Origin of the sequence: Microcoleus sp. Pol17C6 (assembly GCF_036701145.1) — a bacterium.
Classification (GTDB): domain Bacteria; phylum Cyanobacteriota; class Cyanobacteriia; order Cyanobacteriales; family Microcoleaceae; genus Microcoleus.
This window is the reverse complement of the sequence record NZ_JAUBQH010000049.1, coordinates 1-26517: the sequence shown is the minus strand read 5'-3', so window position 1 is coordinate 26517 and position 26517 is coordinate 1. Positions and strand designations below refer to the sequence as shown.

Annotated in this window: 23 protein-coding genes; 16 read left to right on the top strand and 7 right to left on the bottom strand. The window is 45.8% G+C overall.

All coding sequences use genetic code 11. The features are described from left to right. Window positions 1-35 precede the first annotated feature (35 nt). Entirely contained in the window at window positions 36-1451 is a 1416-nt protein-coding gene (locus QUA25_RS21395; protein ID WP_333041153.1) for an FAD-binding oxidoreductase, read from the bottom strand. 97 nt (window positions 1452-1548) lie between these two features. Here QUA25_RS21395 and QUA25_RS21390 point away from each other — a divergent pair, with 97 nt between their 5' ends. The 4 genes from QUA25_RS21390 (at window position 1549) to QUA25_RS21375 (ending at window position 5224) form a co-directional block, all read left to right on the top strand. Continuing rightward, complete coding sequence (locus QUA25_RS21390; RefSeq protein WP_333041152.1) at window positions 1549-3012, top strand: ATPase domain-containing protein; 1464 nt, start codon at window positions 1549-1551, stop codon at window positions 3010-3012. 436 nt (window positions 3013-3448) lie between these two features. Further along, window positions 3449-3820, top strand: coding sequence for a response regulator (locus QUA25_RS21385; protein ID WP_333041151.1), 372 nt, complete (start codon window positions 3449-3451; stop codon window positions 3818-3820). Then, window positions 3817-4974, top strand: a complete 1158-nt coding sequence (locus QUA25_RS21380) for an ATP-binding protein (RefSeq protein WP_333041150.1) — start codon at window positions 3817-3819, stop codon at window positions 4972-4974. Before QUA25_RS21385 ends, QUA25_RS21380 begins: the two co-directional genes overlap by 4 nt. A gap of 82 nt (window positions 4975-5056) precedes the next feature. Next, entirely contained in the window at window positions 5057-5224 is a 168-nt protein-coding gene (locus tag QUA25_RS21375; protein WP_333041149.1) for a hypothetical protein, read from the top strand. A 180-nt stretch (window positions 5225-5404) separates the two neighbouring features. Here the strand turns inward: QUA25_RS21375 and QUA25_RS21370 are convergent, their stop codons facing one another. Both QUA25_RS21370 and QUA25_RS21365 read right to left on the bottom strand, forming a co-directional pair. Then, window positions 5405-6937, bottom strand: coding sequence for an MFS transporter (locus QUA25_RS21370; RefSeq protein ID WP_333041148.1), 1533 nt, complete (start codon window positions 6935-6937; stop codon window positions 5405-5407). A gap of 346 nt (window positions 6938-7283) precedes the next feature. Then, window positions 7284-8264 (bottom strand): DALR anticodon-binding domain-containing protein, encoded by a 981-nt coding sequence (locus QUA25_RS21365; RefSeq protein ID WP_333041147.1) that lies wholly within the window; start codon window positions 8262-8264, stop codon window positions 7284-7286. Between the two features lie 355 nt (window positions 8265-8619). Here QUA25_RS21365 and QUA25_RS21360 point away from each other — a divergent pair, with 355 nt between their 5' ends. The 5 genes from QUA25_RS21360 to QUA25_RS21340 all read left to right on the top strand — a co-directional run bounded on the left by QUA25_RS21360 (window position 8620) and on the right by QUA25_RS21340 (window position 13344). Continuing rightward, a complete protein-coding gene (locus QUA25_RS21360) occupies window positions 8620-9453 on the top strand; it encodes a Crp/Fnr family transcriptional regulator (RefSeq protein ID WP_445242201.1) in 834 nt (277 codons plus the stop codon). A gap of 124 nt (window positions 9454-9577) precedes the next feature. Next, window positions 9578-10246 carry an HAD-IB family phosphatase gene (locus tag QUA25_RS21355; RefSeq protein WP_333041146.1) on the top strand — a complete coding sequence of 223 codons (669 nt, stop codon included), beginning with the start codon at window positions 9578-9580 and terminating at the stop codon, window positions 10244-10246. A 248-nt stretch (window positions 10247-10494) separates the two neighbouring features. After that, complete coding sequence (mtnB, locus tag QUA25_RS21350) at window positions 10495-11115, top strand: methylthioribulose 1-phosphate dehydratase (RefSeq protein WP_333041145.1); 621 nt, start codon at window positions 10495-10497, stop codon at window positions 11113-11115. 156 nt (window positions 11116-11271) lie between these two features. Then, a complete protein-coding gene (locus QUA25_RS21345) occupies window positions 11272-12306 on the top strand; it encodes a patatin-like phospholipase family protein (RefSeq protein ID WP_333041144.1) in 1035 nt (344 codons plus the stop codon). 225 nt (window positions 12307-12531) lie between these two features. After that, window positions 12532-13344 carry an MlaE family lipid ABC transporter permease subunit gene (locus QUA25_RS21340; RefSeq protein WP_333041143.1) on the top strand — a complete coding sequence of 271 codons (813 nt, stop codon included), beginning with the start codon at window positions 12532-12534 and terminating at the stop codon, window positions 13342-13344. 162 nt (window positions 13345-13506) lie between these two features. Here QUA25_RS21340 and QUA25_RS21335 read toward each other — a convergent pair whose 3' ends face one another. Further along, on the bottom strand, window positions 13507-15015 hold the full coding sequence (locus tag QUA25_RS21335) for an SGNH/GDSL hydrolase family protein (protein WP_333041142.1): 1509 nt from the start codon (window positions 15013-15015) through the stop codon (window positions 13507-13509). 207 nt (window positions 15016-15222) lie between these two features. Between QUA25_RS21335 and QUA25_RS21330 the strand changes: the two genes are divergently transcribed. The 4 genes from QUA25_RS21330 to QUA25_RS21315 all read left to right on the top strand — a co-directional run bounded on the left by QUA25_RS21330 (window position 15223) and on the right by QUA25_RS21315 (window position 17100). After that, a complete protein-coding gene (locus tag QUA25_RS21330) occupies window positions 15223-15567 on the top strand; it encodes a hypothetical protein (RefSeq protein ID WP_015174589.1) in 345 nt (114 codons plus the stop codon). Window positions 15568-15738: 171 nt separating this feature from the next. Next, window positions 15739-15987, top strand: a complete 249-nt coding sequence (locus QUA25_RS21325; protein WP_333041141.1) for a hypothetical protein — start codon at window positions 15739-15741, stop codon at window positions 15985-15987. A gap of 244 nt (window positions 15988-16231) precedes the next feature. Further along, window positions 16232-16357, top strand: coding sequence for a hypothetical protein (locus QUA25_RS21320; RefSeq protein ID WP_333041140.1), 126 nt, complete (start codon window positions 16232-16234; stop codon window positions 16355-16357). Between the two features lie 350 nt (window positions 16358-16707). After that, window positions 16708-17100 carry a hypothetical protein gene (locus QUA25_RS21315; protein ID WP_333041139.1) on the top strand — a complete coding sequence of 131 codons (393 nt, stop codon included), beginning with the start codon at window positions 16708-16710 and terminating at the stop codon, window positions 17098-17100. Window positions 17101-17222: 122 nt separating this feature from the next. Here the strand turns inward: QUA25_RS21315 and QUA25_RS21310 are convergent, their stop codons facing one another. Together QUA25_RS21310 and QUA25_RS21305 are read right to left on the bottom strand one after the other, a co-directional pair. Continuing rightward, window positions 17223-18509 carry a glycoside hydrolase family protein gene (locus QUA25_RS21310; RefSeq protein WP_333041138.1) on the bottom strand — a complete coding sequence of 429 codons (1287 nt, stop codon included), beginning with the start codon at window positions 18507-18509 and terminating at the stop codon, window positions 17223-17225. 288 nt (window positions 18510-18797) lie between these two features. Then, the gene (locus QUA25_RS21305; RefSeq protein WP_333041137.1) at window positions 18798-19457 is read right to left on the bottom strand and encodes an NAD(P)H-binding protein; all 660 of its coding nucleotides are present in this window, start codon (window positions 19455-19457) and stop codon (window positions 18798-18800) included. A 121-nt stretch (window positions 19458-19578) separates the two neighbouring features. Here QUA25_RS21305 and QUA25_RS21300 point away from each other — a divergent pair, with 121 nt between their 5' ends. The 3 genes from QUA25_RS21300 to QUA25_RS21290 all read left to right on the top strand — a co-directional run bounded on the left by QUA25_RS21300 (window position 19579) and on the right by QUA25_RS21290 (window position 25059). After that, entirely contained in the window at window positions 19579-20292 is a 714-nt protein-coding gene (locus QUA25_RS21300) for a DUF1997 domain-containing protein (protein ID WP_333041136.1), read from the top strand. A gap of 866 nt (window positions 20293-21158) precedes the next feature. Continuing rightward, a complete protein-coding gene (locus QUA25_RS21295) occupies window positions 21159-23372 on the top strand; it encodes an ATP-binding protein (protein ID WP_333041135.1) in 2214 nt (737 codons plus the stop codon). A gap of 226 nt (window positions 23373-23598) precedes the next feature. After that, window positions 23599-25059: a response regulator gene (locus QUA25_RS21290; protein ID WP_333041134.1), complete on the top strand. Its 1461-nt coding sequence runs from the start codon at window positions 23599-23601 to the stop codon at window positions 25057-25059. Window positions 25060-25439: 380 nt separating this feature from the next. On the opposite strand, the gene QUA25_RS21285 is transcribed toward QUA25_RS21290, so the two are convergent. After that, complete coding sequence (locus QUA25_RS21285; RefSeq protein WP_333041133.1) at window positions 25440-26171, bottom strand: IS66 family transposase; 732 nt, start codon at window positions 26169-26171, stop codon at window positions 25440-25442. Window positions 26172-26517: the final 346 nt, after the last annotated feature.

Below are 26517 nucleotides of genomic sequence, written 5' to 3'. Positions count from 1 at the left end.
TATGAACGAATCAAGTCCTGACTACAAACTTTAAACTAAATACCGCTTATAAAACGATGGGGACTCAAAAGATTTTCCGGGTCAAACTGCTGTTTAATCCGCTGCATTAAATCGATCGCACTTCCATTATAGCCCCAAACATCTAACTGTTGCTTGAGGTCGGTCGGCGCTGCTAAAACAGTCAGAAAACCGCCTTTCGCTTCGCACCCTCTGCGTACCTGAAACAACCTGTCCGCCGTCGCATTCTCAAACCGCAAAACCCCCAAACCGCTGCCTGCATGAATCCAAGCGTCCTGTACAGGCAATTCGTTAATTGCGGTTACAGCTTCCGACGGTCTGATTCCTATTTTGCAAATAATTGCCGACTTTGTACCAGAATTCCACATTGTTTCTGGCAATCTTTGCCATAACTGATGCTCATCATTTTCGCAGCAGCTAGTGCCTTGCAAACCCAACTTTTCGCCAACTTCCAGCAAGCGGGCTGATTGTTGTTTAACACTTTCTGCGATACTTTGAAATCTGACGATTAATCCCGTGCCCTTTCCTAAGCCTAATTTGGCGACTAATTCAGGTGACAGCAAATCAACTGCTGTTGGTGTCAAAGCAGAGGATAATAAGATTTGAGCCGTTTGGGACAAAGCATTAACTTCCCCTGTCAGCACTACGGTTCCCGATGATTCAGGCAGCGGATAAACTCGGAAAGTTACTTGACTGATGACCCCCAAAGTGCCGTAAGCACCAGTAAACAGTTTCATCAAGTCGTAACCGGCGACATTTTTAACAACTCGACCCCCGGCTACCGCAATTTTACCGTCCGATCGCACAAACGTAATTCCCAACAGCAAATCGCGCACCCCCCGATAGCGATGCCGCAAGGAACCCGCATCAGCAGTAGCGACAATGCCGCCCAAGGTTGCCTGTTGCGGATATGCTGGGTCGATCGGCAAAAATTGACCTGCTGCTGCTAAAATTTGCTGCAAATCCGCAAACTTCATCCCCGCTTCGGCAGTCACCGTTAAATCGCCCACAGCGTGCTGTACAAGTCGATTGAGGCGCGAAGTGCTGACAGCCACAAGCCCCGCTGCATCAGAAGATACCCTTAAATTCCCCTTCAAAAGACCCACTTTGACAACATCTTCCTCCCCCCTTGTTAAGGGGGGCTGGGGGGGATCGGAGTCTAATTTTACTAAACCGCCCCAATCAAGTTTGCTGCCGCTACCACAAGGCAAGACTGCACAGCGATTTTGCTGTGCCCAAGCAATGACAGCCGCCAGTTCTTCCTGAGTATTCGGGTAAACGGTACAATCTATTTTCGTGTCAGGGGCAACTGCTTTTTCTACCCGTTCTTGCCAAAATTGCTCTGTATCTTGCCAGCGACAGATGCCAGCAGTCCCGACAATACTTTCTAATTCTTGTGTGCTTACGTAATTTTCGGTAGAAAAAGATTTCATGAAGGTTATCAGACGCCCGGTAAAAAAAATTATCAAAACAGTGCCTAAAACCATTAAATATTAATACGGGCCCGATATTCAAAACATGAACAAACAAATGTCTCAAAACCGAATTTCTCTGGGAATTACCGGTCTCAACGAAGTGATTGGCGGCGGCCTAATTTCTCAACGCTCTTATCTGGTGCGCGGCGGCCCGGGTACTGGCAAGACGACACTGGGCTTTCACTTTTTGGCAGCAGGTGTGGCTGTGGGAGAAACGCCCCTGTTTATTACTTTAGGAGAACCCGAAGCGCAATTGCGGGCCAATGCGGCAAGTCTCGGTTTTGATATGGAAGCGATGGCGTTCCTGGATTTGAGCCCATCGTCAGAATTCTTTACAGAAGTTCAGACTTATGACATTTTCTCCCCCTCCGAGGTTGAGCGAGAACCGACTACACAAAAGATTATTGAGCGAGTCCAAGCTGTCAAGCCACAACGGGTGTTTTTGGACGCAATCACTCAATTTCGCTACTTAGCTGCGGATGAGTTTCAGTTTCGCAAGCAAGTTTTGTCTTTTCTGCGGTTTTTGGTGGAAGGGGGGGCGACGGTGGTGTTTACCTCCGAGGGCACATCAAGTGCTCCCGACGACGATTTGCAGTTCATCAGCGACGGAGTAATTTATTTAGAACTATTGAAAGAAGGACGCGCCCTCTCTGTCACCAAGCTGCGAGGGTCCAACTTCCGCAGCGGCCGCCATTCGCTGCGCCTGACTCAGGCTGGTATGGAGGTATATCCGCGATTGCTGCCGGACAACTATCAACAGGATTTTGTTGCTGAAGCAATTTCTTCTGGGGTTCCAGAAATTGACGAACTACTGCACGGGGGACTGGAACGGGGGACTGTGACGGTGATTAGCGGGCCTAGCGGCGTGGGTAAAACGACGGTGGGCATTCAGTTTATGAAGGAAGCAGCAGGAAGGGGGGAGCGATCGGTAGTTTACATTTTTGAGGAGTCAACTTCTACTCTGCTGCAGCGCTGCGAATCAGTTAACATCCCGGTTGGGGCGATGATGGGGCAAGGAAGTCTTTCGGTGATACCCGTGGAACCTTTGCTGTACTCACCGGATCAGTTTGCCTGTATGGTTCGCCAGGAGGTGGAGCAGGAAAAGACGCGGATTGTGATGCTTGACAGTATTTCTGGCTATCAGCTTTCGATGCAGGGGCAAGATTTGGTAAATAATTTGCACGCTTTGTGCAAGTATCTGAAAAATATGGGAGTTACGGTTATCTTGATTAATGAGGTAGAAGCCATTAGCGGAGATTTTCGCCTGACCGAGATCGGGATTAGCTATTTGGCGGATAATCTTCTGTTTATACGCTATATGGAACGCCAACTGCATAATAGGACAGAAATCCGCAAGGGGATCGGAGTAATTAAAAAACGAGTCAGCAATTTCGAGAGAACTCTGCGAGAACTTGAGATTACTCGCTACGGCATCAAAGTCAGCAAACCGATAGGGGGGCTACGCGGCATTTTGAGTTCGGCGCCGGTGTGGATTGAGGGGGGAGCAGATGAAGATTGAATCGGGATTTGTCCTGCTGTTTTGGGGCAATTGCAGCTAATTTTGCAGTCGTGAATCTACTAATCAGTAGGGGCGCACCGCGCACCTCACCACTAGCTGTACTGCGCGCACCGCGCACCTCACCACTAGCCTAAGTCCTGGAAAACTTAAATATATTGGTAAATTTGTGTATTTTTCGACTTTTATAGCAGTTTTCACTTCTAGGAAATACAGTATGGGCAAAGGGCGCGGGGCCGTGTCCTGTGTCTGATCATCTGTACTTCACTCCACTGAAAACCCATGTAATCCATCGCCGAAAAGTAAGCTAATACCAGATAAAAAAAGAATCCGACTTTAGACAACCTCCCAACCCATATATAATCAGTCACTCCCCCTTCTAAAATCTAAACTCTAAACTCTAAAATGGTTATAACCCGTATTCACAGGAAGCTGATAAATGACTGGCACTTCAATAATTTTAGCCGTAGACCGCAATCAGCGCAACTTGGAACTATTAGCACAGTTTCTCAACAAAGAAGGATACCAGATGATCGCGGCTTATAACTTTGAAGATGTTGCACAAGCTATCAGTCAGCCTGCTAGGATCGGGATGGCTTTAGTAGATATTTCTGGTTTCGATCGCCGGATTTGGGAGTGCTGCGAACAACTGCGAAATCACCAAATCCCTTTTCTGATACTCTCGCCCAAACAAAGCGCTGCCATTCAGCACGAAAGCCTCTGCCACGGTGCTCGGAATATGTTGGTAAAACCTTTGATCGTTAGAGATTTGCTGGGAATTGTGCACAGCTTGCTAGGAGAACCTGCGTGAGTCAAATTTTATTGCTTGTCGAACAGAAAGAAAATCGCCGCTTGTTATTAGAATGGCTAGCAGTTTATTATGAGGTATTGCTGCCCAACTCAACAGATAGTGAGGATTTTTTACCATTTAATCAATCTTTTGACCTGGCTATAATTGACGGTCTTGCCCTGAAACGCCATTGGCAATGGGTTGCAGCCCAAAAACAGGCAGAACACCCGGTATGCTTGCCTTTTCTTTTGATTACATCCCGCTCGGATGTAGGGATGGCAACGCAATTTATTTGGCAAAGTATTGACGATTTGATTATCGCTCCGATCGAGAAGATAGAATTGCAAGCGCGGGTGGAGATTTTGCTGCGATCGCGCCAGTTGTCTTTAACTCTCAAATTGTCTCACGACCAACTCGATCGCACTCTGCAAACAGCCCAAGAACTCAACGAGATGAAAACATCTTTGCTGTACATGATTGCCCATGACGTTCGCAATCCTTTGAATTTCATCATCGGCACTACACAACTTCTTAGCAAGTACAAGTTGACATTAACAGAGGAGAAAACCCAAGAACTTCTAGACAAAACTCAAGCAGCAGCAAAAGGCATAGATTTGTTATTAGATGATGTGCTGCTGCTGGGGCGTGTTGAGTCTGGAAAAACCGGGTTTTCCTTGCTACCGATAGACTTAACAAAGTTTTGTAATGAGTTGGTAGGGGAATTTCAGAACAGCCTGAAGTTGAAACCTGAAAATGACCGGGTGACGCTGATTTTTGTAAATCACAATCCATCCGCGATGGCGTGTTTGGAGGTAAGCTTGCTCCGGCGCATTCTGGGGAATTTGCTGTCCAATGCTATTAAGTATTCTCCCCCTAATACCGAAGTAATCTTTGAATTAAAACTTACTGAAACCGAGGCGATCTTTTCGGTACTGGATGCAGGGATTGGCATACCTGTCGCCGACCAAGAACGGTTGTTTAATTCATTTTACCGGGCTAAAAATGTCGGTCGAATTCCCGGTACTGGACTGGGGCTGAGCATTGTTAAAAAATGCGTGGACTTGCACGGTGGCGAAATTACTTTGATAAGTGAAGAAGGCGTCGGCAGTACATTTACAGTAACGCTGCCGATCGCAAAACCTGGAAAAAAGCAAATCTCGCCTGCAACGCCTTAAACTAGATGCAGGCATTATATTGGGATATTCATCGATGAATTTCACGACCGGGTGAGGCTATACGTGGTAGTGTGACCATGAGATGTATCCTCAAAAAAGTGAAGAAAACTCTCGCTATTTTACAACGCCAGAATTTGAAGAACCCTTAACAACCGCTGGTCAACTGATGAAATTGAGCAGCGTCGTTCCAGGAGCGAGCGACGAGCGGGAGAATTGGCGATCGAGCTGCGACGAACGATCGCTATCGTAAAAAATGTTGAAGGCACCCAAAAATAATTAGATGCCCTACAAAACTTATCCCGAATTGCCAGACTTTATATTTCTGAAAAAAAGCGACCCAACAGCCGTCACATCTTAGATGATATGATGCTGATTTTAACACTTTAAAAATGGTTAATCAACTCTTTTCTGAATTATTGTCCGACTACAATCAATCAAGAGTTGAAGAGCGATCGCCTGAGCTTTCAGGCCCAGAGTCCAACTGTTCAACTATTAATGGTTGAAACCTGATGTTTCCAGGTTCAATTGGCACTTTTCTCCACCAAGCTGGCAACAAGAGCAGCCAAAACTTACCCAAAGACACAGAACGCTGCTCGCCAACAAAAACCAAGGGCAGGAGAGCCGCCACTCGTAAGACGGCTGAGAGGGCAAACACCCCTGGCAAGCCACCGAGATTGGTCAAAGTGGCGATAAAGCCACCAAGGGTGATTCCCATTGCCCCAGTGACACCAGGAACCGCCGCCGCGATCGCAAAGTAAAGGGACTGATTACGTAGTGGTGCCACCGACATCATCAGATTACCACTGCACAGGTCGATCGCCGCCCACGTGGCACCGCCGATGATGTGCAACAGGGGGAACCACACCCATATAAAAATTGGAGCCGTTCCAGCTTCTAGCCAGAGCAGAGGGGTCAGAGCCACCAAGATTCCCACTACTATCATGATCGGGCGGTTCCCAACCCGGTCAGCCAGTTTGCCCCAAAAAACCAGCAGCAGTAAGTTAGCACCTGCTCCTAAGCTGTTGTAGAGCGTTACCACACTGACATCTATACTTAGGTTATCCAGCAGATAGAGGTTAAAGAAGGGAGCGCTGACGTTAACGGCAAAGCTCCATAGAGCAGAGTAAAGCAAAAACTTTAAAAAATTGGGTTCCTTGAGAAAGCTAAAAATTGTCCCTATGGATGATTTTTCGCCTCTATCTGAATGCGTGACGTGTACAAGCTTTGGGTTCACATCGGTCATAAAGAACTGACAACCTAGACTGATGATGCCAAGCACAATTCCTAAAACCAAGATGGCACCGTAACCTTGGAGCCTTCCACCGGGCCAGTTCGATACCACTAGAGCCAGCAACGGCACACCAATGAGATTCGTCAAGCTGACAGCACTATTGCGAAAGCCAAAATACCGCCCGCGCAACCGCTGAGGTACTAAAACCGCCAACCAGCTCAAGAAGGAAGCACGACCTAAAGATTCTAAGACTTGAGTTACCCAGATGATTGCCAATGTCAACTGCACTAGCTGATGTCCAGCGAGCTGAAATGACCCTCCCAACCAAATGGCTGGCACGATAATCAGCCACAGCAGTCGCGACAGTCCGAAAATCCAGATGGAATACCAGTGGCGGCTCTGCAGTCGGTCTCCTATATAAGCTCCGAACGGTTGGAGCAGATTTACCAGTTGAGGAATGGAGGCGAGCATACCAATTTCGATTGGGCCAGCCCCTAAATCCAGCAAGAAATTACTGAGCAACGCGCCGCCGATGATGCTGTAAAAAAGCGTAGCGAAGACACTCTCCAAAGTTAGCGATCTGAGGCTTAACCGAGTTTCCGGTTTGGAAAATTTTAGAGGCGGATTGGTCAGAAGTACCGTCTCTGGTAAGGCTATATCCTCTTGGATTTCCTGAAGAGGGAGAGGATTCGTTCCTACTAAGCTGTAATCTTCTTCTTGTGTTTCGAGCATACTGGATAGCCAATAGATGAGCTGCTACGCAGCTTAATTGTATAATATAAGGTTAAGTATTTTAAGGAGCACAGCCATAGATGCAAGCTAAAAATCATTTCTCTCAAAAGCCAAAAGAAAGATTACTTAAATAAATTAGAAAAAATAAGAATGCCCAAATTCCCGAAATATTATTAATTATAATTATATAAAGAGCTAATTTTTTATATTTTTTGCGACATTAGGTTACTGGATTCTTCAGGATGAATCCTATAAAATAGAGAGCTTTTCAGATGAAAGAAGTCAAGGTTAGTTTCGGAAACCCACCTTTTATTATGAATAAAGGTTGCTAAAAATGAGAACCAAATCAAAGTTCTAAAGGAGCAAGAGCGTTAAACAAATTTTCTAGGATAAATCGCAGCAAAGATTGAGTTGCAAATATTAAACCTAATCGCGCTTGGGCGAGTTTTGGCTGTTCTATTTTAACTTCTCCCCAAATTCGGCACTGGCTGTAAAAAATCTGAAAGGCTTCGCTCAAACTATTGGCTAATTTGAAATAATTAACAGGTTTTTCGCGGTTTTTCACCTCAAAAGTAGGATATAAATTGTCTAGCACTGTTAACAGTTGCGATATTAAACGGCGTTCTGCTGGATGCACTAACCGCAGTCGATCGCCCTCGTCAATCCAAGGGATAGGATTTGGACTCGCCAGCGACCAAATTTCCGGGGCTGTAGTGACATCGGGCTGGGCGATCGCAATTATCCGATCGCGGTGAGCCATTCGCAGCAGGGAACAGCAGCGCGCGTGGCTGTATTGAATGGGAAACAGTCGATCGGCACACACAACAGAATCTAATATTTTAGATCCTGAAACTGGAAGGTTCGTTTGAGCTAAACGCTGCAACCAGACGGCTAAACCTGCATCAGTCAACTCCATCTCGATCATTCCCCCCGGCGCTACTTTAACGGCGAAATCTGGGTAGCACAGCGGTTCGAGTGTTTCGACCAACTCGGCGGCGATTGTCTGCGGTGTCTGCTGCCAAGTTTTAGCCAATTTCAGGGCGATCGCAGACACGTACAGCACCCGCGCGGTATCTTTACTTCGATTTAACGGAATTATTGCACCCTTCTCAATAAGCTTGTTATGGGCGGGCAGGATGCCCACCCCACAATCAAATTCACTCTTCGCTTCACAGGCATCTTGCCTGTTCTTGAAAAGGCTGCCACCTATGGGATTTAACGGAATTTGGGCCAGTGTTCCCTGCTGGGCGATCGCGCTTTGGAACATTGAAAGCAAGAAACACTTCACTGTAACTTCCGGGCACTGTGAGCTCTTTGCTGTATCCATATCGGCTCATCCTACCGTAAAAGCAACGATCCACTGTGACCGCTTGCACTTTTCTTGTACGTTAAACTGCGGATGTCAGGGATAGTCGATCGCCTCCCCCGGACGGGGCTAAATCGAATTAATCGGCTTTGTAGCGATTTTGGGGCTAAATATACAATTATTTCAGACAAATTTTTTGCTGATCTCTACCATTTTGATGTATTTTTTGCTACATTTAATTTTTCGGTAAAACACAGAAAAGTCAGCACAGTTAAGAAGCGTACAAGCTCGATCGGGGGTTGGTTATCTCACTTTGTATCGCACTGCTGGCAGAAACTGTTTGTCTCACTATTAAATATATCCCAGAGCCTCACTTATGCAATCAACTTCCACACCTCTAGAGACTATCGATCGACCTTTTATCACTTGGCAGCGAATTATCGACTGGGCCCAGGAACACTACCGCTGCCGGACTTTTAGCAAAGACGAGCGGATTCCCGCAAGGCCCGGACTGCTGTATTTAGTTCAGAAAGGTTCTGTGCGGCTCGTAGGTAGCGCTCAAGTTAGCGCTGCGGCGGCGAAGTCAAAATCCGTTGACAAAACTACAGAAGAAGCTTTCTTGGGCTTCGTCGGCGCTGGCCAGCCCTTTGAACTGGTTGCTCAGTCTCCGTTTACTCTCCAAGCTTACGCTCATGCCGATCAAACTCACGTAGTGTGGATGTACTGGCACGACTTGGATAATTGGCCTCACTTTCGTAGGGAAATTTTGGATGCGTTTCGCTACCAGCACCAGCGGAAACTTCTCTGGCTGAGCACTTTGGGACAGCGCCGGACGATCGACCGACTGTTGGGATTTCTCACTTTGTTGATCGAGGAGTTCGGCGAACCTTACGTAGGTGACGGCGAACCGGATGTGGTTCGGGGCTACCGCCTGCCTTGGGCCTTGACTCACGCTCAAATTGGTAGCGCCATCGGGTCAACGCGGGTGACTGTGACGCGCCTGATGGGTAAGTTGCGATCGAAAGGTTTGATTAATACTGAGGATGATAATTTAATCTGTTTGCCGGCTAAGTCTAACCCCCAAAAGACAAAAAACCAACAGCAGGACTTAGAAGATTCCCTGGAAGATTCCCTGGAAGATTCGCTGGAAGATTCCCTGGAAGATGAAGATTCCCTGGAAGATGAAGATTCTCTCGAAGAATCTGCATAAAATCCTGCGGGAAATTGCCAACAAACAGCGCCTCACTATTAGTTTTGGGCAGTCCCGCTCGATCGCTCGATAGTGTACGATGAATTGTGTAAACTTTTCCCGTTCTCGAAAGGTGCGACTGACAATGACCGATGACAAGCAAAAATCTTCAATCCCGAACAATCAGCAACGGGTGGTATTCTGCGACTTTGACGGCACGATAACTGTTGAAGAAACTTTTGTGGCAATGCTCAAGCATTTCGCACCGGAATTGTCGTCTCAACTAATGCCTGAAATATACGCTAGAAGGCTGAGTTTGCGATCGGGAGTGCGGCAGTTATTAGAGTCTATTCCCTCGCAATGTTACGGGGAAATTGTGGAATTTTCTAGGGGAAGGCTAATGCGGCCGGGATTGTTGGAATTGCTGGATTTTTTGGACGATAAAAAGGTAGATTTTGCGATCGTGTCCGGCGGTCTTCGGGTCATGGTAGAGACGGTAATGGGCGATTTGGTACACCGGGCGAGCGTTATTTACGCTGTGGATGTGGACGCTAGCGGCCCTCGGTTGCAAGTCAGTTCTGAGTTGGAAGGAGATGAGGAATTGGTGGCTAAGGTGCGGGTGATGGCGCAGCACCCGGCCGAAGAACAGGTGGCGATCGGAGATTCTCTGACGGATTTTAATATGGCTTTGCAGGCTTCGTCGGTGTTTGCGCGCGATCGGCTTGCCGAGTATCTAGACGAACAACAAAAGCCTTATACTAAATGGGATAATTTTTTTGATGTGTTGGAAAATTTGTCCCAAAAATGGAATTGAAACTATCGCCTTTCTCAGGTAATATAAATTCCGTTTGCATCGGTATTGTATGATGTTAAATTTTGTAGGGGCGGGTTCACCAACAATAATTGCCCATAATAAACAATATAATAAACCCGCCCCCGTGCAGATAAGTCCGATGCGACCGAATTTGATATAAGCTTTGCACGGATTACCATACGTTTAGATAGGCCAGCGCAACTCCTATTAAAGTAAAAAGTAGATTAAAAACTGAGGATTTGTAAAGAATGAGTGGCGATTTGAGATCGGATTTAATTGCAGCAGCCAAACATTTTTACGATCGCGGTTGGATGGTTGGGACTGCTGGCAATCTTTCAGCCCGCTTACCAGATGGCAGTTTTTGGATTACTGCTAGCGGCCGCGCCAAAGGGCAGTTAACTGAACAAGATTTTATCAGAATGAACTCAGAGGGGGCAATTGTCGAGCAACCTGTTGCCGACAGCCGCCCTTCGGCCGAAACCAGCATTCATTTAGCCGTTTACAATTGTTTTCCAGACGCTAAAGCTTGCTATCACGTGCACTCCATCGAGGCAAATTTAGTTTCTCGGCTAACCGCAGGAGATGCAGTGCCTTTACCCGCGATCGAAATGCTGAAAGGTTTGGGGGTGTGGGAGGAAAACCCGCAAGTGTCGATACCCCTCTTTACAAATTATTTAGAAGTCCCTAAGATAGCCAAGGAAATTTGCGAATTCTTTGCCATTTGTGCGCCCTCTGTACCCGCTTTGTTAATTCGCGATCACGGCATCACAGTCTGGGCAGACTCGCCAGCGGCAGCTTACAATTACGTAGAAATTGTAGAATACATTTTTCGCTATAAGATCGCAGCCCGCCCATTAAATTTAGATTGAAGATTTGGGATTTGAGATTGAGCGGTGCATGAATTCGGAATTATGTAGGTGCGCCCTAAGCAGCTTACGGCTATTACCGCTATGATTAGCCTCTCAAACCAATTTTTGTATCCCGGACTGTAGGAAACGAGCAAACATTCAGAAGAGGCAACAGTTATGGCTAAATATACCAGAATTTTATCCATAGATGGAGGCGGAATTAGAGGAATTATTCCCGCGCAAGTTTTAGTTAGCGTTGAGTCAAAGCTGCAACAAAAAAGTGGCAACCCAGATGCGAGAATAGCTGACTATTTTGATTTAATCGCGGGCACGAGTGCGGGAGGAATTTTAACTTGCATCTATTTGTGTCCCGATGCCGAAAATCCTAGCAGGCCTCGGTGGGCGGCCCAAGACGCTGTTAATTTTTCGATTAAGAGCGGCCGCGACGTTTTTCAGACTTCATTGTGGCAAAAAGTCAGATCTCTAGATGGTTTGAGAGATGAGAAATATCCCAGCGATCCCTTAGAAAAATTATTTTGGGAAAATTTTAGAGATTGCAAACTCAGCGAACTGCTAAAACCTTGTTTAATTTCCAGTTACGACATCGAAAGGAGAAAAGCTCACTTCTTCGATCAAATAGATGCTCAAAAATGTCCAGCAGAAGACTATTTTATTAGAGATATCGCCAGAGCAACATCGGCAGCTCCCTCTTATTTTGAGGTTTCTAAACTCTACTCTTTTAGCAACGAATGCTACGCTTTAATTGACGGGGGAGTCTTCGCAAACAATCCGGCACTTTGTGCCTATGCAGAAGTTAGAAATAAATTCACAATTCCTGACGATCGCTCCGACAAAGGCCCGACCGCAAAAGATATGGTAATTTTATCCTTGGGAACAGGAGAAGCTCAGAAAAAATTCGCCTACGAAAAAGTAAAAAATTGGGGTCAAGTTGAGTGGGTTGAGCCTTTGATTAATATCATGATGACGGGAGTAGCGGAAACTGTAAATTATCAACTAATTCAAATTTATGATGCGGTTGAAAGACCGAATCAATATTTGAGAATTACTCCCGATTTGAGCCACGAACAACCGCTGCCGATTGATGATGCCTCGGAAGATAAAATATCAGACCTGCTGAGAATTGGCAAGGAGCAAGCCGAAAAGAATAATGAACAGTTGGATAATTTTATTGACTTATTACTTGCGGAGTAGTCCTAGGGTTTGAGATTTTAGATTTTAGATTGGGAAATGAGTGATAATGACCACAGAATCAATCACTGCCAGTCTAAAGTCTAAAATGGTATAGGGCACCAACCGCAGGGCAAGCCGACTGAAAATATATGTTGACAAATCGTGCAATAATTGCTGTAGGATTGCCGAAAATCTCTATGTGGCAGTGCTTCGCCCTGTTTGCAATTAATCGCGAGCCCTCCGTCATTGGTTAAAAAATACCAAGAAAAGTACGATCGACATTTAGATGAAACCTTCAATAACAGGTGGTTTCAGCGGTTTTTTGTGACGTTGTTCCTGGGTGGCCAAGTGCTGCTACGCATACTCCAAGGCAAAATTGACCGCCGCAAAATCATGGAACATTTAGTAACAGTAGGCCTGGATTCTTTGCGATCCGTGCTGCTAATAGCCTTTTTTGGCGGCATGATTTTTACATTTCAATCAGCCAGAGAATTGGTGCGCTTTGGGGCGGTTGGGGCTATGGGAGGTGCATTTGCTGTGGCATTTTGTGGCGAACTAGCACCACTTTTAACGGCGGGCGTGGTGGCGGGACAAGTAGGTTCGGCCTTTGCGGCGGAGATAGGAGAAATGCAGGTGACGGAACAAATAGACGCCCTGTATATGTTAAGAACAAATCCGGTTGATTATTTAGTAGTGCCGAGGGTGATAGCTTGCTGCATCATGCTGCCGATTTTAACAATTTTTGCGGTAGCGGTGGGGATTTTGGGCGGGCTATTTGTAGCGGTTCATTTTTATAATTTGGAACCGTCGGTATTTTTGGAATCGGTGCGGACTTTTTTGGGGCCTGGGGATTTAGTAACTGTGGTGATTAAAAGTTTTATTTTTGGGTTAATAATTGCCCTTGTCGGTTGCGGTTGGGGATTGACGACAGTGGGCGGAGGGAAAGGAGTAGGCCAAGCTGCAACGGCCGCGGTTGTGACTTCGTGGGTGTTTATTTTTGTGGCCGATTTCTTTTTATCGCTGTTGATGTTTCAAGAGTTGGGGATTATGAGAAGTTGATAATCTTGGCGATTATGGCCGTAGTCAGGAGTCAAGATGCTTAAATATTAAGGGTTTGAACACTCATCAACCCGAGTGCCACCAGGATGGCTATAAAATAACAGGAATATTTTTTAAACCGCTGATGAACGCAAATAAACGCTGCTCAAATTGCATCAGCGTTCATCCGTCTTCATCCGCTGAACTCTGCGGTTTAAGACTCTCAACTTTAGATGGTAGATTGGAGAAAGGAGGGCGATACACTCGAATTGCCTCAATAGGAACTTTCCCATCTGTTTCGGGGACGATTTCGAGGATGTGTTTGGAGTTGCTCAAATTCTGAGCCAATGTTGTAGAATACTCGCGGCTTGAATCCGTAATTTGTGGAGGAACGTATGAATCAACAAACATTGGTCGCACCTGCCAGGAAATTTCAAAGCCTTTAGGCGTCGGTTTTTGAGAGTCTTCATAAGAATTTTTCAGCCACCAGTTTCTCGGTTCAATCACGACGCGGCCAGAGTTTGAGACAAACATTTCGTCGTTTGTACCGCTGCCGTCGTAACCTGTTTTAGAACCTACAACGTCAAATTTAAACTTGCTAGCGTCGCTGTTAATCTCAGTAATTATGGCTTTCCAATCTTCGACGATTAGCGGTTTTTGGCTGGATACTTGGATGATTGCCGGCCAACCGACGCCAAGAGTAACGCTAGGTCTGGTGATGCTGTAAAGTTCAGGAAATTCTGAGGGTTTTTTGCCGTCGATCGCAATTCTAGCAGACATTGCCTTGCCGTTGAAGGTTTTATCGGCGATCGCATCTATTCTATTTCCTTCAAATTCTAAAACCAACTTGCCATTTTGCCACTTAACATCGCTGCCAACCATATAGGTTTTCACTAAATCCTGCGGCGGTTGAGAAGAATTTGGCTTGTATCGCAGATGCGGTTTTATCAGAGCAGCTAGGAGAAAGTTTCCCCAATCGTTAAGGTGAATGCTGTCGCTCAATAGCTGTTGTGGCTGCAAGCGATTGTCTTTCAAATACCTGCGCCAAGGTTCGCGAATTTCTGCGATTTCACAGCCGTACTTATCGGCCAACTCCGGCAGCCATTTAGTAGAATGAGTGTTGTGCCATTCGTATCTTTTGACTGAATTTGGATCGTCGCTGTTGCCTGTCGGCATCCAGTCGATGTGGTCAGAATGCAAGAGTATTTCGCTAGCAGTGCGGCTGCGGACATTGGCAATTATGGCTTCGTAATCTTCACCACCTCCGTAGACGTGAAAAATTAGCAAGTCTGGATAAAAAGGATACAAATCGTGTTCGCTGGGACGGATTAAAATCGGTGCTGCAAATCCTCCGAGCGCCCGATTTTCCACAATTAAATCTGCATTGGGGAATCGCTGTCTCAAATCCTTCACTACATCTTGCCACCAATCTTGCTGAGTGATGGATTGACCGTAGAATAGGATACGCACTTGGCGGCGGTCTGTTGGAGTGCTAGCAGCAAGTAGCCCCATCGTCCTTTGAATCCTCGCTCCAAAAGTAGCACTATTTTCAATAGGAGCGGGTGGGGGGAATGGCGTATCGGCAGCTATTTTTTGGATGAGCGGAACTAACAGAAAGCTCAGACACAAAAAAAGCAGCCACAAGTAGCGATAAATCTTGGATTTTCTGCTATTTCCTTGGTGTTTTGCCATTGTTTTATTTTTCGCTGTCCGTTTCACTTCGCTCAAGGCGACTGTGGGATGAATGCTACGCCTCTAATCAGTAGCTGTAGCGTGCTTATGGGCGCACCTCACGAGTAGCTGTAGTGTAGGCTGTATGGAAATATATTACCAAATTGAGCGAGCCAAAAAGTGATATAATGCCTGCTAATTAATTGCAGGAGAGCGATCGCACGTCAAATGGATTACAAAACAGCCCGCAGTTTTCTGATCGACCAAGGAACCGCCCTGGAAACCAAGAAAAATCCCGACGCCTTCCTGATGCGTCTCAAACAAGGTCAACCCCCTGTACCCGGACAGGTGACATCGATTTTATTAGCTTTAAAAATATTGTTTGAAGGGCTGCAAGAATCTCCAATGCTCGATCGACAATTGATCTCGGCACTGCATTTACTGTCAGTAGAAGGTTTGCAGCAATTTGAAGCTGGACTCCGCAGAGGAGTTTCTTGGCCACCGCTGCTGAAGGAAGACTTAAATCGAATTGCGATCGCAGTCAAGAATATCTTTTCCGGTGTCTGGCAATAATTAGCTCGGCAACCACCGATCCCGATACCCACCGCCAGCCGACTCAATTTTTTTCTACATTTTTTTCTACAATTATTTGTAAAAATTTATGTTAAAATTGCTACATTTACCCTCGAATTGTGGCATCTTAATATAAGAATCAGTTCTCAAAAACAATTGGAGAAACTACTCATGAACACCGAAGAAAAAGCTAGACAACTAATTGCACGAGAAAGACAGCATAGCGAACATTTGCAAGACTCTATGCTCAACCGTTCCTCCCACGAGCTAGAAACACCTGGGGAGGGAATTGCTGAAGAAAAAGCCAGAGAATTAATGGCTCAAGAAAGGCAGCACAGCGAACACCTGCACGACTCTATGTTAAGCCGTTCCTCCCAAGAGGTAGAGGCATCGATCGCACCTGATGACACTGACAAATAAATTTTGTTAACACAATACTTACGGACAGATACCAAGAAACCTGGTTTTTATACCATTTTTCATACCATAACAAAGGGCTGTAAAAATGTTTGTGTATAAACAACCAGGTTTCTGAGTCCTGGAATAGTTCAGCACAGCAAAACTCTACTCAAATCGAGGAGAATTTTAGGTGCAATCAAAACAGCCCCTACTCGGTTGGCAGGCGCTATCACAAACATCCACGGGCCAAATATAGCAAGAGAAAATGCCAAGTTCTACTGCTCGCGAAAGCTTTCGAGGGATGCCAAAAGAGCTGGCAGTCCCGCTAGCGTGGCCGACACCAGAGCCTCATCTTTGTAAACTCGCGATCGCAGAATACGGGTACTTTTAGACGCAGAGGTGAAAGAGCCTCGCCGTTGGGAATTTTCGGTTTCAAGCCGCCCTAAATTTTTTGTTTCTCGCGTCACGCACAACATAGCAGTATCCTCGCAGTATCGTCAATTAATCCCTAAATATGCGCCCGTAAAATTTCTCACGGCTTGCTGTATGTTTCTATTATTACTCAGATAGGTAACAGAGATGAAACCATGAAATAATTATTCATGATAAACAGGGATCAACTTAAACTGCATCACAACTTTTATTAATTTGTTACAGGGCGGATTTGTTTAAGCCGATCGCCCCCAGAGACTCAGACACCAGCAACCAAAATCACCTATTTCACAGGAGGAACGCGGATCAATGATGCTAACTCTTAGTCCAGCAACAGTGATAAGTCAAATCAAGCCGACTGTCGAAATCTTGCGCGACGGAGACTACCGCTACCGAGACTCCTTTGCGATCGATCGACCTTTCAGAGAAATTCAATTTCGCAAACAAGACAGATACATCACCGGCAGCGATTCAGACAAACGCACCGGCAAAAGTTACTGCTTCCGTGGCATCCCCCAGCACAACAACATTATTAACATCACGGTAGCGATCGAAATTTCCCCAAAAACAGCACAGCAAACCGAGTGGAAATTAGCACCGGGAAACCCCATTAATTTCGACAGGCTTTATCCCCTGCAAGCTGGACCTGGATTAGAATTGTACAAATGTTTGACAGCATTTTTACCAAACTTGAAAGATTAGTTATTCGTTACTTATTAGTGGTTACTTCTTAATCGCTTTGGCTTGTTAATAACCAACAACATTCGTTAAGAGTTAACAGTCAACCGTCAACAGTCAAATGTCAACAGTCAACATTTAACTCGCTAAGCACCAGCATTTTCCAATTCTTCCCGCAGCATTTCCCGGTAGACTTTCGGCAAACGAGAACTCATAGAATTGTTCTCAATTCCATATCCCAAACTCGTCCAAGTTCCCGAAAGCATCCGCAATACCTCAGTTAATCTTTCCTGCCGCAACATCTCAGGAATATCAGCTTTCCAAAACTTGCGATCGCTCAACCAAGCATAAACCACAGCATCCTGATCTTCTGGTTCAAAACTGTAATCTTCCCAAAATAAAAAATTAGCACGACGGGCCTGATAGCGCTTCGCCTTCTCCTTCCAAGTCGAAGTCAGAAATTGATACCTGCCCGCAGCGGTAGTACACTTGCCTCGATTCGGGCCATTAACAATCTTCACGCACCAGTCAGGATGGCGGCTCAAATCTAATATATATTTGCCACCGTAAACAACGTGATAAGGTCGAGCAACATTCGACTCGCTAGCAGAAATAGTTCGCATCAGGGCTCGAATGTAAGGATCGCCGGTTTTCATAGCCAGCGGCGGAAATTTTCCCACCCCGCTTGCCGACTGCGACAACTGCTGATTTCCCCGCAAACTGTCAACCAAAAAAACACCGCCGCCAATCACAGCGCCGATTAAAAGTATAAATCCGAGGATTTGAATCTCCGATCGCCTCAGCAAACCTCTTTTTCGACGGCTCAATTTCTCAGCTTCCAGCAAGGTCATTTCCATTTCCGCCAATTCAACCCATTTTCGAGCCGCCCGCATCCGGCGCACCCGAAAATCGTATTGATATAGGGGGGCGGCTACCAGCGTTAGACTCGATAAAACCCCCGCCAATTTAATCAGCCAGAAATCTAATTCACCGGCTACCGCAACATTTGTCAGAGTAGATATTCCTGTTAGTAACTGAGCCGGATCGATCGATCGCGCTGGCCAATAAAAAATCGCAAGTTGCACCAACAGCGACAGATTAAAGGCAAAAAAAATCACTACAACAGCATTCAACCCTTCTCGCAAGTGCGATCGAATACCCGTATGCCGGCGCTTGAACTTGCGCGCAACGCGAAAGCGCCCCGGCAGCATAATTAGTAAGGGATTTAAGATTTTGACTGCTAAAAAGTGACAAACAAAAAACACAGGCAACTGAATCAGCCAAGCCGCCAGCAGTAGAGTCAGAAAGCCGATATCGTCGCTGACAAAAGGAATGCCCCTGCCAAGGACAAAACTAAAACTCTGAGCGAGAGCAAATGCCCTTAACCACGAAATCGGATAGGGGAACCAAGCTGGCCACTTGAGAGTTTTCATGCTGGGAGAGAGAAATTTCAACGGCGAATGGTAAAACTATTAAGATTTTGCCAGATTTGGCGATCGGAAAATTGCTGTAGGGTGCGTCAGCCCGAATCTTTGACCCAAATCACATCTTGCACCATTCTCGATAAGCCTTTTTTGGGCGGGCAGGATGCCCACCCCACAAGAAAATGCACTTTTTGTGGAACAGGCCGGAAAGCCTGTTCTTGACAATGGTGCAACATCTCAGATCCAAATCAAAGTGTTTTTGGTCTGACGCACCGAACCCAAGCGAGGCTAATTCAATCAAATCACACTGGCAAACAACTCCTCAAAACTCTTTTGCGGAGCCTCCGACTTCGCCACAATTTCCACAACCTTGTTGCGAGAAGCCGGCTGAAACAGCGCCTCCACGCACACTTGGGCTACCTTGGTGCGGGGAATGCTGCTCTCAAACATTTTGTCCGCACCAGTCATGACGATCGCATCTGAATTATCCTCATTTTTGAGACCGCCCGGACGGACGATCGTATAAGTCAAACCGCTTTTTTGCAAATACTCCTCGGCTTGCTTCTTCCAAACCAGAATCAGCCAGAACAAATTCAGCGGGTGAAAAAACTGAGAGACGCACAGAGAAGTCACAAGCACAAAATGCTCAATGCCCTTAGCCTTAGCTGCATCCACCAAATTTTTAGTACCTTCAAAATCCACCTTGTAAGGCGCTGTCGGGTCAAAACCAGGGGCCGCCCCTGTCGCACACAGCAATACCGTACTATCCCCGATGGCATCGCCCAGGGAAGTCGCATTTAATACATCCCCAGTCACTAACTCAGCCTCCGGTGGTAAAATTTGTCTAGCTGTGTCTAGATTTCGGACTAAGGCGCGCACGGGAATACCTCGCTTGACTAATTCTGCGACGATGCGGCGGCCAGTCTGACCTGTGGCTCCTGCTACAAATGCTTTCATAAGTCGAGTTATGCTGGATTAGGGTAAGTTTTGTTACTATCAATTTCTCAATTGTAGGGAGGAAACTCCCTTAACACATCCCCAACCGGATCGATTGGCGTGTATAACAGGAGAGCATACAATGAAGCAGGATTCCGCTGAATATCACACTGTTGAAGCTTCTGACGAAAATTACTACCCAGATGCGAGTTTCCGACAGCCGGAAAGTCAAAGCGCGGATGCAGGAGAGGAAGTTGAGCCGATTTGGTTTCACACGCATTTTGAAGACAGCATGGAGATGTACGCCGATGCGGAGACGGTGGCAAAGCATTTGAACAACCACAAGACTTGGTTTTGCCAGTGCGCTTCGCCGATGAAGGCCGAGCCGCTCGGAGAAAACGGCTATGATTTATTAATCGGGCGTTTTGGGGCTTTCGGCTACCGCGTTGAAGCGAGAATTGGTTTAGAGTTGCTGCCGCCTGACGCTGAAGGCTGCTATTTAATTAAGACTATTCCGGTTCCGGATTATACCTCGCCTGGGTATGAAGTGGATTTTCGATCGGCAATGAAGCTAGTGGAGATACCGTCTCAGGAGTTTGCCGCCGATTGGCCGAGCTCGGAACGTGCTAAGCTGCCGCCTGCGATTACCATTACTAGCTGGAAGCTGGATTTGGCTGTGGGGGTTTGCTTTCCCAAGTTTATTCGATCGATGTCTCAGCCTTTAATAGAAAAAACCGGCGATGCGCTTTTGGAAAAAATCATCAAACAAGTTAACCGGCGCTTGACTTATAAAACTCAGGTTGTTTTTCACGAAAGTTTGGGCATTCCTTTTCCGAAAAATCCTAAGAAACATTAACAATACTTACGCTCTAACATGTACTGCATTTAAATTGTATGTTAAGTGCGGCATCTCCTGCCCACCCCACAAGAGTAAAGATTTATTTTACTCTGCAATTTAAATGCGGATTAGCTTAACTCACATTTGTAGGGTGTGCACTGCACACCTTACTCATAAGTGCGATCGTCATAACTCATACCATTGTATATTTTAGAGTTGGGCGTGAGCGCTCAGTCGCACAATTTGAGGTTAAATTATTGGGAATAACTGATTGTGTATGGGTTGGGTTCACGAGGCTACAGTTGCTTTTTTGAAACTGATATCACTGTCTCCGGGTGCTTAGGGCGCGCCTTATGCCTATGTTTTTGAATCCAATACTTGCTTGAGCAGTTAATCCCAATCATCAAGTTATTGCTAATAAAATTTAAGGGTAAGGTCATGATTGCATTTGACATATAGCAATCCTTGCAGGAGTCGTAAATTTTTTACCCCACCCCAACCCTCCCCGAACCCGCTGGGAGTCCGTAAGAAATTCACAAATGACTTATGATTGCTATATGCTGATTTCTTATCATCGGAATTAGTTTTTATTATGGGTAAATTTAGCACAGGGTTGGACACAAGAGTTTCAAGTCAGATGCCATCAAGTTCGACAGCATTGTTATTAAAAGATTCTGCTTCTCTCATAATGCTTTCCCTCCTTATTGCCTCATGATTAAGCAGTGTAGCCGACGCAGTTCAAAGCGGGTTCCGATCGCCCTCCGAAACCAGCAAGTGTCTCAGATCACAAGACCGATCGATCGCCCTCACTGCCCAAAAACATAAAATTATGTCACCTTAAGTAAGGAGTTATAAAATAACTCTTGCCATATCCCTAGAAAGTTATGACAACGAAACTAAGAGCTAAACACACAGAGAAAATGGAGAGAGACTTGCACCAGTTGAGGGCAGACCAAGAACTGATTCTCAATCAAGTAGACAATGCGATCGCTCTGTTCGACTCGTCTGATTGCTTAGTTTTGTTTAACAAAAAATTGGCGGGAATCTGGGGACTGTCCCCAGAATGGCTGGAAACAAAGCCGAAGTGCCACTTGCTGTTTGCGGAAATTGTCGATCGGGGTTACTTGTCAGTTCAGCAGTGGCAAGAGTTTCAGCAAGCGCTCGAAAAATCTCAGCAGGAAAGTTTATCATTTTATTTCGAGCAATCCAATGCGGTTTGTTTGGAGGTGTGCGCCACGATTACCAACAGCGGCGGACGGCTGTTTACCTTTCGAGACGTTACGGTATACCAAAACTCCCAAGCTAGCTTGAACGCAGAAGTCAGGCGACTGAGATTTCTTTTAGGTTTAACCGAACGCCTGCAAAAGTCTGACAGTTTGCAAGAAATAGGTCAGTTTGCCCTCACCTATCTAGTAGAGGCAATGAATGCTGCTTTCGGAGATGTCAAGGTGATTAGCGGCAAGGGAAACGATCGGCAAGCGGCGGCGATTTCCAACCACATTTCTGGTCAATTTCTGGCTACTTACGGGGAACCAGTAGTCGCAGCAATGCAAGAATTGCTCGACCAAGGCATTCCCTACGGCATCGGTTTGCTGTGGGAAGTGGTGAAAACTGGTAAACCTTTGTTCGTAGAGGATTATGCCCAACATCCCAATGCCGTGCCGAAATTTCGGCATCCAGGAATTGGACAACTGGGCATTTTTCCGATCGCAGCCACCGACGGTACAATTATTGGCGTACTGACGCTGGAGTCCCGCAACGTCAAAAAACTGCAAACCGCCCTCAACCAAGAAGTGCTGGAGGCTGCTTGCCGGACTTTGGGGGCGGCGATCGAGCGGGCTCAGACACAAGAGAACTTGCGCCAAGTTAATGAAGAATTAGAGTATTCTTCTCAGTTGAAATCGGAGTTTTTAGCCTCGATGTCCCACGAATTGCGGACGCCTCTGAACAGCATTCTGGGCTTTTCTGACTTGCTGCTGCGGCAAACGGCGGGACAGTTGAGCGATCGACAAATCAACTATGTAGAACTGATCGAAAAAAGCGGCCAGCACTTGTTGCAGCTAATCAACGATATTCTCGATCTTTCTAAAATTGAAGCGGGGAAAGTAGAACTAAACTTACAGCCTGTTCGTGTTCAAGAACTCGCGACAGACTGTCTGAAAATGATGCAGCCACGGGCCGAGAAAAAGCGAATCGGTTTGTCTTTAGAACTCGACAACCGTATTACTAAAGTTTGGCTCGACGAACGGCGAGTGCGACAAATTGTGATTAATTTACTTTCCAATGCCATCAAATTTACCCCCGAACAGGGACAAGTTAAACTCAGCGGGCGTCTGGCCTACGGCAGCGAAATAGACGGCGACTACCGACCGGATTGTTCTCCTGTAAATGCCAGCACTCCTTATTTTTGTTTTGAGGTGAAAGACTCCGGCATCGGCATTCCTCAAGACCGCTGGCACTTGTTATTTCGACCTTTTCAACAGGTGGATTCTTCCCTAACTCGGAGGCACGAAGGTACAGGTTTGGGTTTGGCTTTGACTAAGCGTCTGGCAGAATTGCACGGGGGAACTGTTTCTTTTCAATCTGTTTGCGATCGGGGAAGTCTTTTCCGCGTTTGGCTGCCTTTGACGGAGATACGTCAACAGTTGGGAAACTTTGCTTCTTGTGCTTTGGATACCAAGTTAGTTCCTGCTTCTGCGATTGCTTTACCAATTGCCAGGAAGCGGATTTTGGTTGTCGAAGACCAGCCTTTTAACCAAATGTTAATTTCTGAGGTGATGGAATTGGAGGGGTACGGGGTAGAGATAATCGCAGATGGGAAGGCGATGGCCGATCGTATTCTCGCCGCCTCTGCAGCCCCGGAGTTGCTGCCGGATTTGATTTTGATGGACATTCAGTTGCCGGATGTTGACGGCTTTGAGTTGATGCGCCGAGTTAAAGCAGATCCTGTCTGGGATTCGGTACCGATGATTGCGGTGACGGCGATGGCGATGCCCGGTGACAGTGAGCGATGTTTGGAAGCTGGCGCTTCTGCTTATTTGAGCAAGCCACTGGATTTGAATTTGACGATCGCTACTGTCCGTTCTTTTCTTGGCTAACAATAATTATTTGCAGTTCCAGCACTGCCATTTATGATAATTGATAACAACAAAGGTTAAACTCAATAGTAGATAAATATCTATATGACTTGCCCGCACTTGCCTCCGAAAGCCTGTTCCTACGAAAAATATCGAGTTTAGTAAGGAGAAATATACCAATCAACCCGTTTTCGAGCTTCCCCACGCGCAACTCCCGAGCTAAATTCAATATATTATATCATATTCCATGTCAAACAAGTCGCCCTGCATCATGTTGGTTGATGACGAGCCAGCTAATCTGACTTTACTGGAAGAGTTATTGCACCTGAAAGGATACGCTACAGTATCAGCGCTATCTGGCCATGAAGCGCTCTCCCTTGCCCGCGCCTCTCGACCCGATTTAATTTTACTAGATATTATGATGCCGGAGATGGACGGTTTTGATGTGTGCGAGATCCTGCGGAAGGATACGGCATTGCAAACTGTACCGGTGATTTTTTTGACGGCCCTCGATGACGATATGTCTCGCATCAAAGGGTTAGAAATGATGGCTGATGATTATTTGACAAAGCCTTTTAACAGTCGTTTGTTGCTGGCGAAAGTGGAAAATATTTTGCAGTTGAGTCAAATGCGATCGCAAGCTGTATCTTCCCTATTCAACCAGCAAGTCAGAGAGCAAAGCAAACGCCAAATCGCCGCAGCTTGGGAAGCCAACGAATATCTTTCAGAAAAATTTCAGCTATTTGTGCCAGAGCAAATTCTGGAGCGAATTGCGCCGCAAGGAATAGAATCTATTCAGTTGGGCAATGCCACAGAAGAAGAGCTGACTGTTTTATTTTGTGACATTCGCGGGTTTACTGCGATCGCTGAATCTCAACAAGCTCGCGAGACTTTTGAATGGTTGAACGCTTTTTTTACTAAAATGAACGAGTGCATAACGTCTCACGGCGGGTTTATTGACAAATACCTAGGCGATGCAATCATGGCAGTATTTGACAAGCCAAATTCTCACGCCATGGATGCGATCGAAGCCGCAGTAGCAATGCAAGAAACTTTGCAAGAATTTAATGCCAGTCGCCACCAATACAATTTAGAATCTCCCGTCAATATTGGTACGGGAATTAACACAGGTATCGGCATGATCGGCACTTTAGGTTCCGATCGCCGCATGGACTCTACAGTCATCGGCGATGTGGTAAATACAGCTTCTCGGTTAGAAAATTTAACTAAAATATACGGCTGCCAAATTATTGTTAGCGAAAATGCGATCGTTCATGCGAGAGAATTTCTAAATGGCATAAGTTCCAACTCCCACTCAAAAGAAAGTCTATTATTAAAGTGCGACTTAGAAGTGGAAACACAGGAGAGTATTATTTCTACTTCTGGGGCGACGGCTGCTGACAGCCATTTGCCCCGCAACAATTATTACTATCGCTGGATCGATCGAGTAACCCCGCGCGGCAAGCAGGAAGCTATTGAAATCTACGAAATCTGGGCAGCCTCCTGTCCAGACTCTGAGGCAAAGCAGCTTACCCAGAGTTTATTTGACAAAGGCATTCAAGGATGGCAATCCGAAAGATTTGTCGCAGCCTTGGGGTATTTTCAGCAACTAATCGAACAAAACCCTGCTGATACAGTCGTCAGTTTTTATATAAATCGCTGCCAGGAAAAACTAGGTTTTCTACCTGCAAATAGCAGTTCGATTTAACGTTTAGGGCGGGCTTGAAGCCCACCCCACAATAGTTAATACCTATTGAAAAAGTCGATCACTATCCTGCATTGCATCTGCGTTGCGTCTGTGCTTTCCCTATCAATGAAAGATTTATGCAATAGGTCTACTCTAATTGGAGTTAGCGGGACTTAAACAAAAAATAGGATACAGCGGTTCCCGCTGTTATGAAGTACAGTAGCAACAATTAGCAAACCAATTTCTTAAATGTTGAGGATTGATTAAGTTCAGGGCAACGGCAATTATTTGATCGATCATGGACGTAGTAGTTGGAGCGAACATACGCAAAAAAGATTTTAGTTGCGACCACCAAAGTTATATTGGGTTAAAAGTATCGGCTCAATAAGTCGGGGTAACAGTTAATCTAGTTGCCAAGACAAGCCCAAGGGATGAAGAGAAAACTTGGAGCGAATAATAGTAGAGAGAGAGCGAATAACTCCAAGTTGAGAAATTCGGTCACGCACATAATCGAAAAAACTGATTCCCAACTGACGAGTAGTAGCCACAAGAGACATAAAAGTATCCCAAGCCCTCGTACCCTCAATCGTTTGAGTTGCATAGCTAATATTACGTCGCTGCACCATAGTTCTGGTGGCTAACTCAGCCGGATTATTGTGTAAAGGTAATTCAGGATGCTCCAAAACTCTGAGCAACTCGAATGCTTTTGTCGCAGTTAATTGTTTGCGTTCATCCAACAATTCATAGCCACTCGGAGTTTCAAAAAGCAGCCGAAATTTAGCCTTTAAAGGCTGTGCAGCTTCGGGACTGGGAGCGTCTTTGTAAGCTAATAATTCCCGATAATAATCCCAAAAATCTTCGATAAACTGCCCTAAAATTACTTGATGGCAAGCGAATACCGGGCTTAACTTCTTGTAATGTCTTCCCTCGTGTACCCAACATAACGCTCGCTCGGCAGTGATTAACTTGAATTGCGGAGCATCATCACAACAGAGGGTTTGTACGACTGGGCAATCTGTTTGCTGATGATAGAAAGCAATAGCTGCTGCTTCCCTAATCCGGGTAACTTGTTGCTCGCCCAGTTTGGGTACATACTTATTGAGTAGGTGATTCAACTGTGCATCACTCAACACAGTTCCTTGGGGTAATAGCTGGAGAGCATTCTGCCATTTAGTCGGGATTTTGAAGTCCCCAATTAGTGAGAATGTCAGTGGATTCAGAATAAATTTTAGTTCTCGTCCGGGCTGTAATCCTTTGATTACCGTCAATCTATCTTTATTAGCTGTTGTGAAGTAGACTGTATATAAAGGGTTGCAGATGATATTGGTGGTATGGTTGACTCCACCTACACGCGCGCCAGTTTGGTCGAAGTGTTGCCAAGGACTACTCGCTAGTCCTGAATTAAGCTGTTGTGCCTTTAAATAGGGTATAATAAAAAATGAGTTTAGTCAATCTCTACAAAAATGCCAGCTAAAAACC

Coding starts and splice junctions, on each gene's coding strand:
- QUA25_RS21395 (WP_333041153.1), bottom strand. CDS start 1,451: ATGAAATCTTTTTCTACCGAAAATTACGTAAGCACACAAGAATTAGAA.
- QUA25_RS21390 (WP_333041152.1), top strand. CDS start 1,549: ATGTCTCAAAACCGAATTTCTCTGGGAATTACCGGTCTCAACGAAGTG.
- QUA25_RS21385 (WP_333041151.1), top strand. CDS start 3,449: ATGACTGGCACTTCAATAATTTTAGCCGTAGACCGCAATCAGCGCAAC.
- QUA25_RS21375 (WP_333041149.1), top strand. CDS start 5,057: ATGTATCCTCAAAAAAGTGAAGAAAACTCTCGCTATTTTACAACGCCA.
- QUA25_RS21370 (WP_333041148.1), bottom strand. CDS start 6,937: ATGCTCGAAACACAAGAAGAAGATTACAGCTTAGTAGGAACGAATCCT.
- QUA25_RS21365 (WP_333041147.1), bottom strand. CDS start 8,264: ATGGATACAGCAAAGAGCTCACAGTGCCCGGAAGTTACAGTGAAGTGT.
- QUA25_RS21360 (WP_445242201.1), top strand. CDS start 8,620: ATGCAATCAACTTCCACACCTCTAGAGACTATCGATCGACCTTTTATC.
- QUA25_RS21355 (WP_333041146.1), top strand. CDS start 9,578: ATGACCGATGACAAGCAAAAATCTTCAATCCCGAACAATCAGCAACGG.
- mtnB (WP_333041145.1), top strand. CDS start 10,495: ATGAGTGGCGATTTGAGATCGGATTTAATTGCAGCAGCCAAACATTTT.
- QUA25_RS21345 (WP_333041144.1), top strand. CDS start 11,272: ATGGCTAAATATACCAGAATTTTATCCATAGATGGAGGCGGAATTAGA.
- QUA25_RS21335 (WP_333041142.1), bottom strand. CDS start 15,015: ATGGCAAAACACCAAGGAAATAGCAGAAAATCCAAGATTTATCGCTAC.
- QUA25_RS21330 (WP_015174589.1), top strand. CDS start 15,223: ATGGATTACAAAACAGCCCGCAGTTTTCTGATCGACCAAGGAACCGCC.
- QUA25_RS21325 (WP_333041141.1), top strand. CDS start 15,739: ATGAACACCGAAGAAAAAGCTAGACAACTAATTGCACGAGAAAGACAG.
- QUA25_RS21320 (WP_333041140.1), top strand. CDS start 16,232: ATGCCAAGTTCTACTGCTCGCGAAAGCTTTCGAGGGATGCCAAAAGAG.
- QUA25_RS21315 (WP_333041139.1), top strand. CDS start 16,708: ATGATGCTAACTCTTAGTCCAGCAACAGTGATAAGTCAAATCAAGCCG.
- QUA25_RS21310 (WP_333041138.1), bottom strand. CDS start 18,509: ATGAAAACTCTCAAGTGGCCAGCTTGGTTCCCCTATCCGATTTCGTGG.
- QUA25_RS21305 (WP_333041137.1), bottom strand. CDS start 19,457: ATGAAAGCATTTGTAGCAGGAGCCACAGGTCAGACTGGCCGCCGCATC.
- QUA25_RS21300 (WP_333041136.1), top strand. CDS start 19,579: ATGAAGCAGGATTCCGCTGAATATCACACTGTTGAAGCTTCTGACGAA.
- QUA25_RS21295 (WP_333041135.1), top strand. CDS start 21,159: ATGACAACGAAACTAAGAGCTAAACACACAGAGAAAATGGAGAGAGAC.
- QUA25_RS21290 (WP_333041134.1), top strand. CDS start 23,599: ATGTCAAACAAGTCGCCCTGCATCATGTTGGTTGATGACGAGCCAGCT.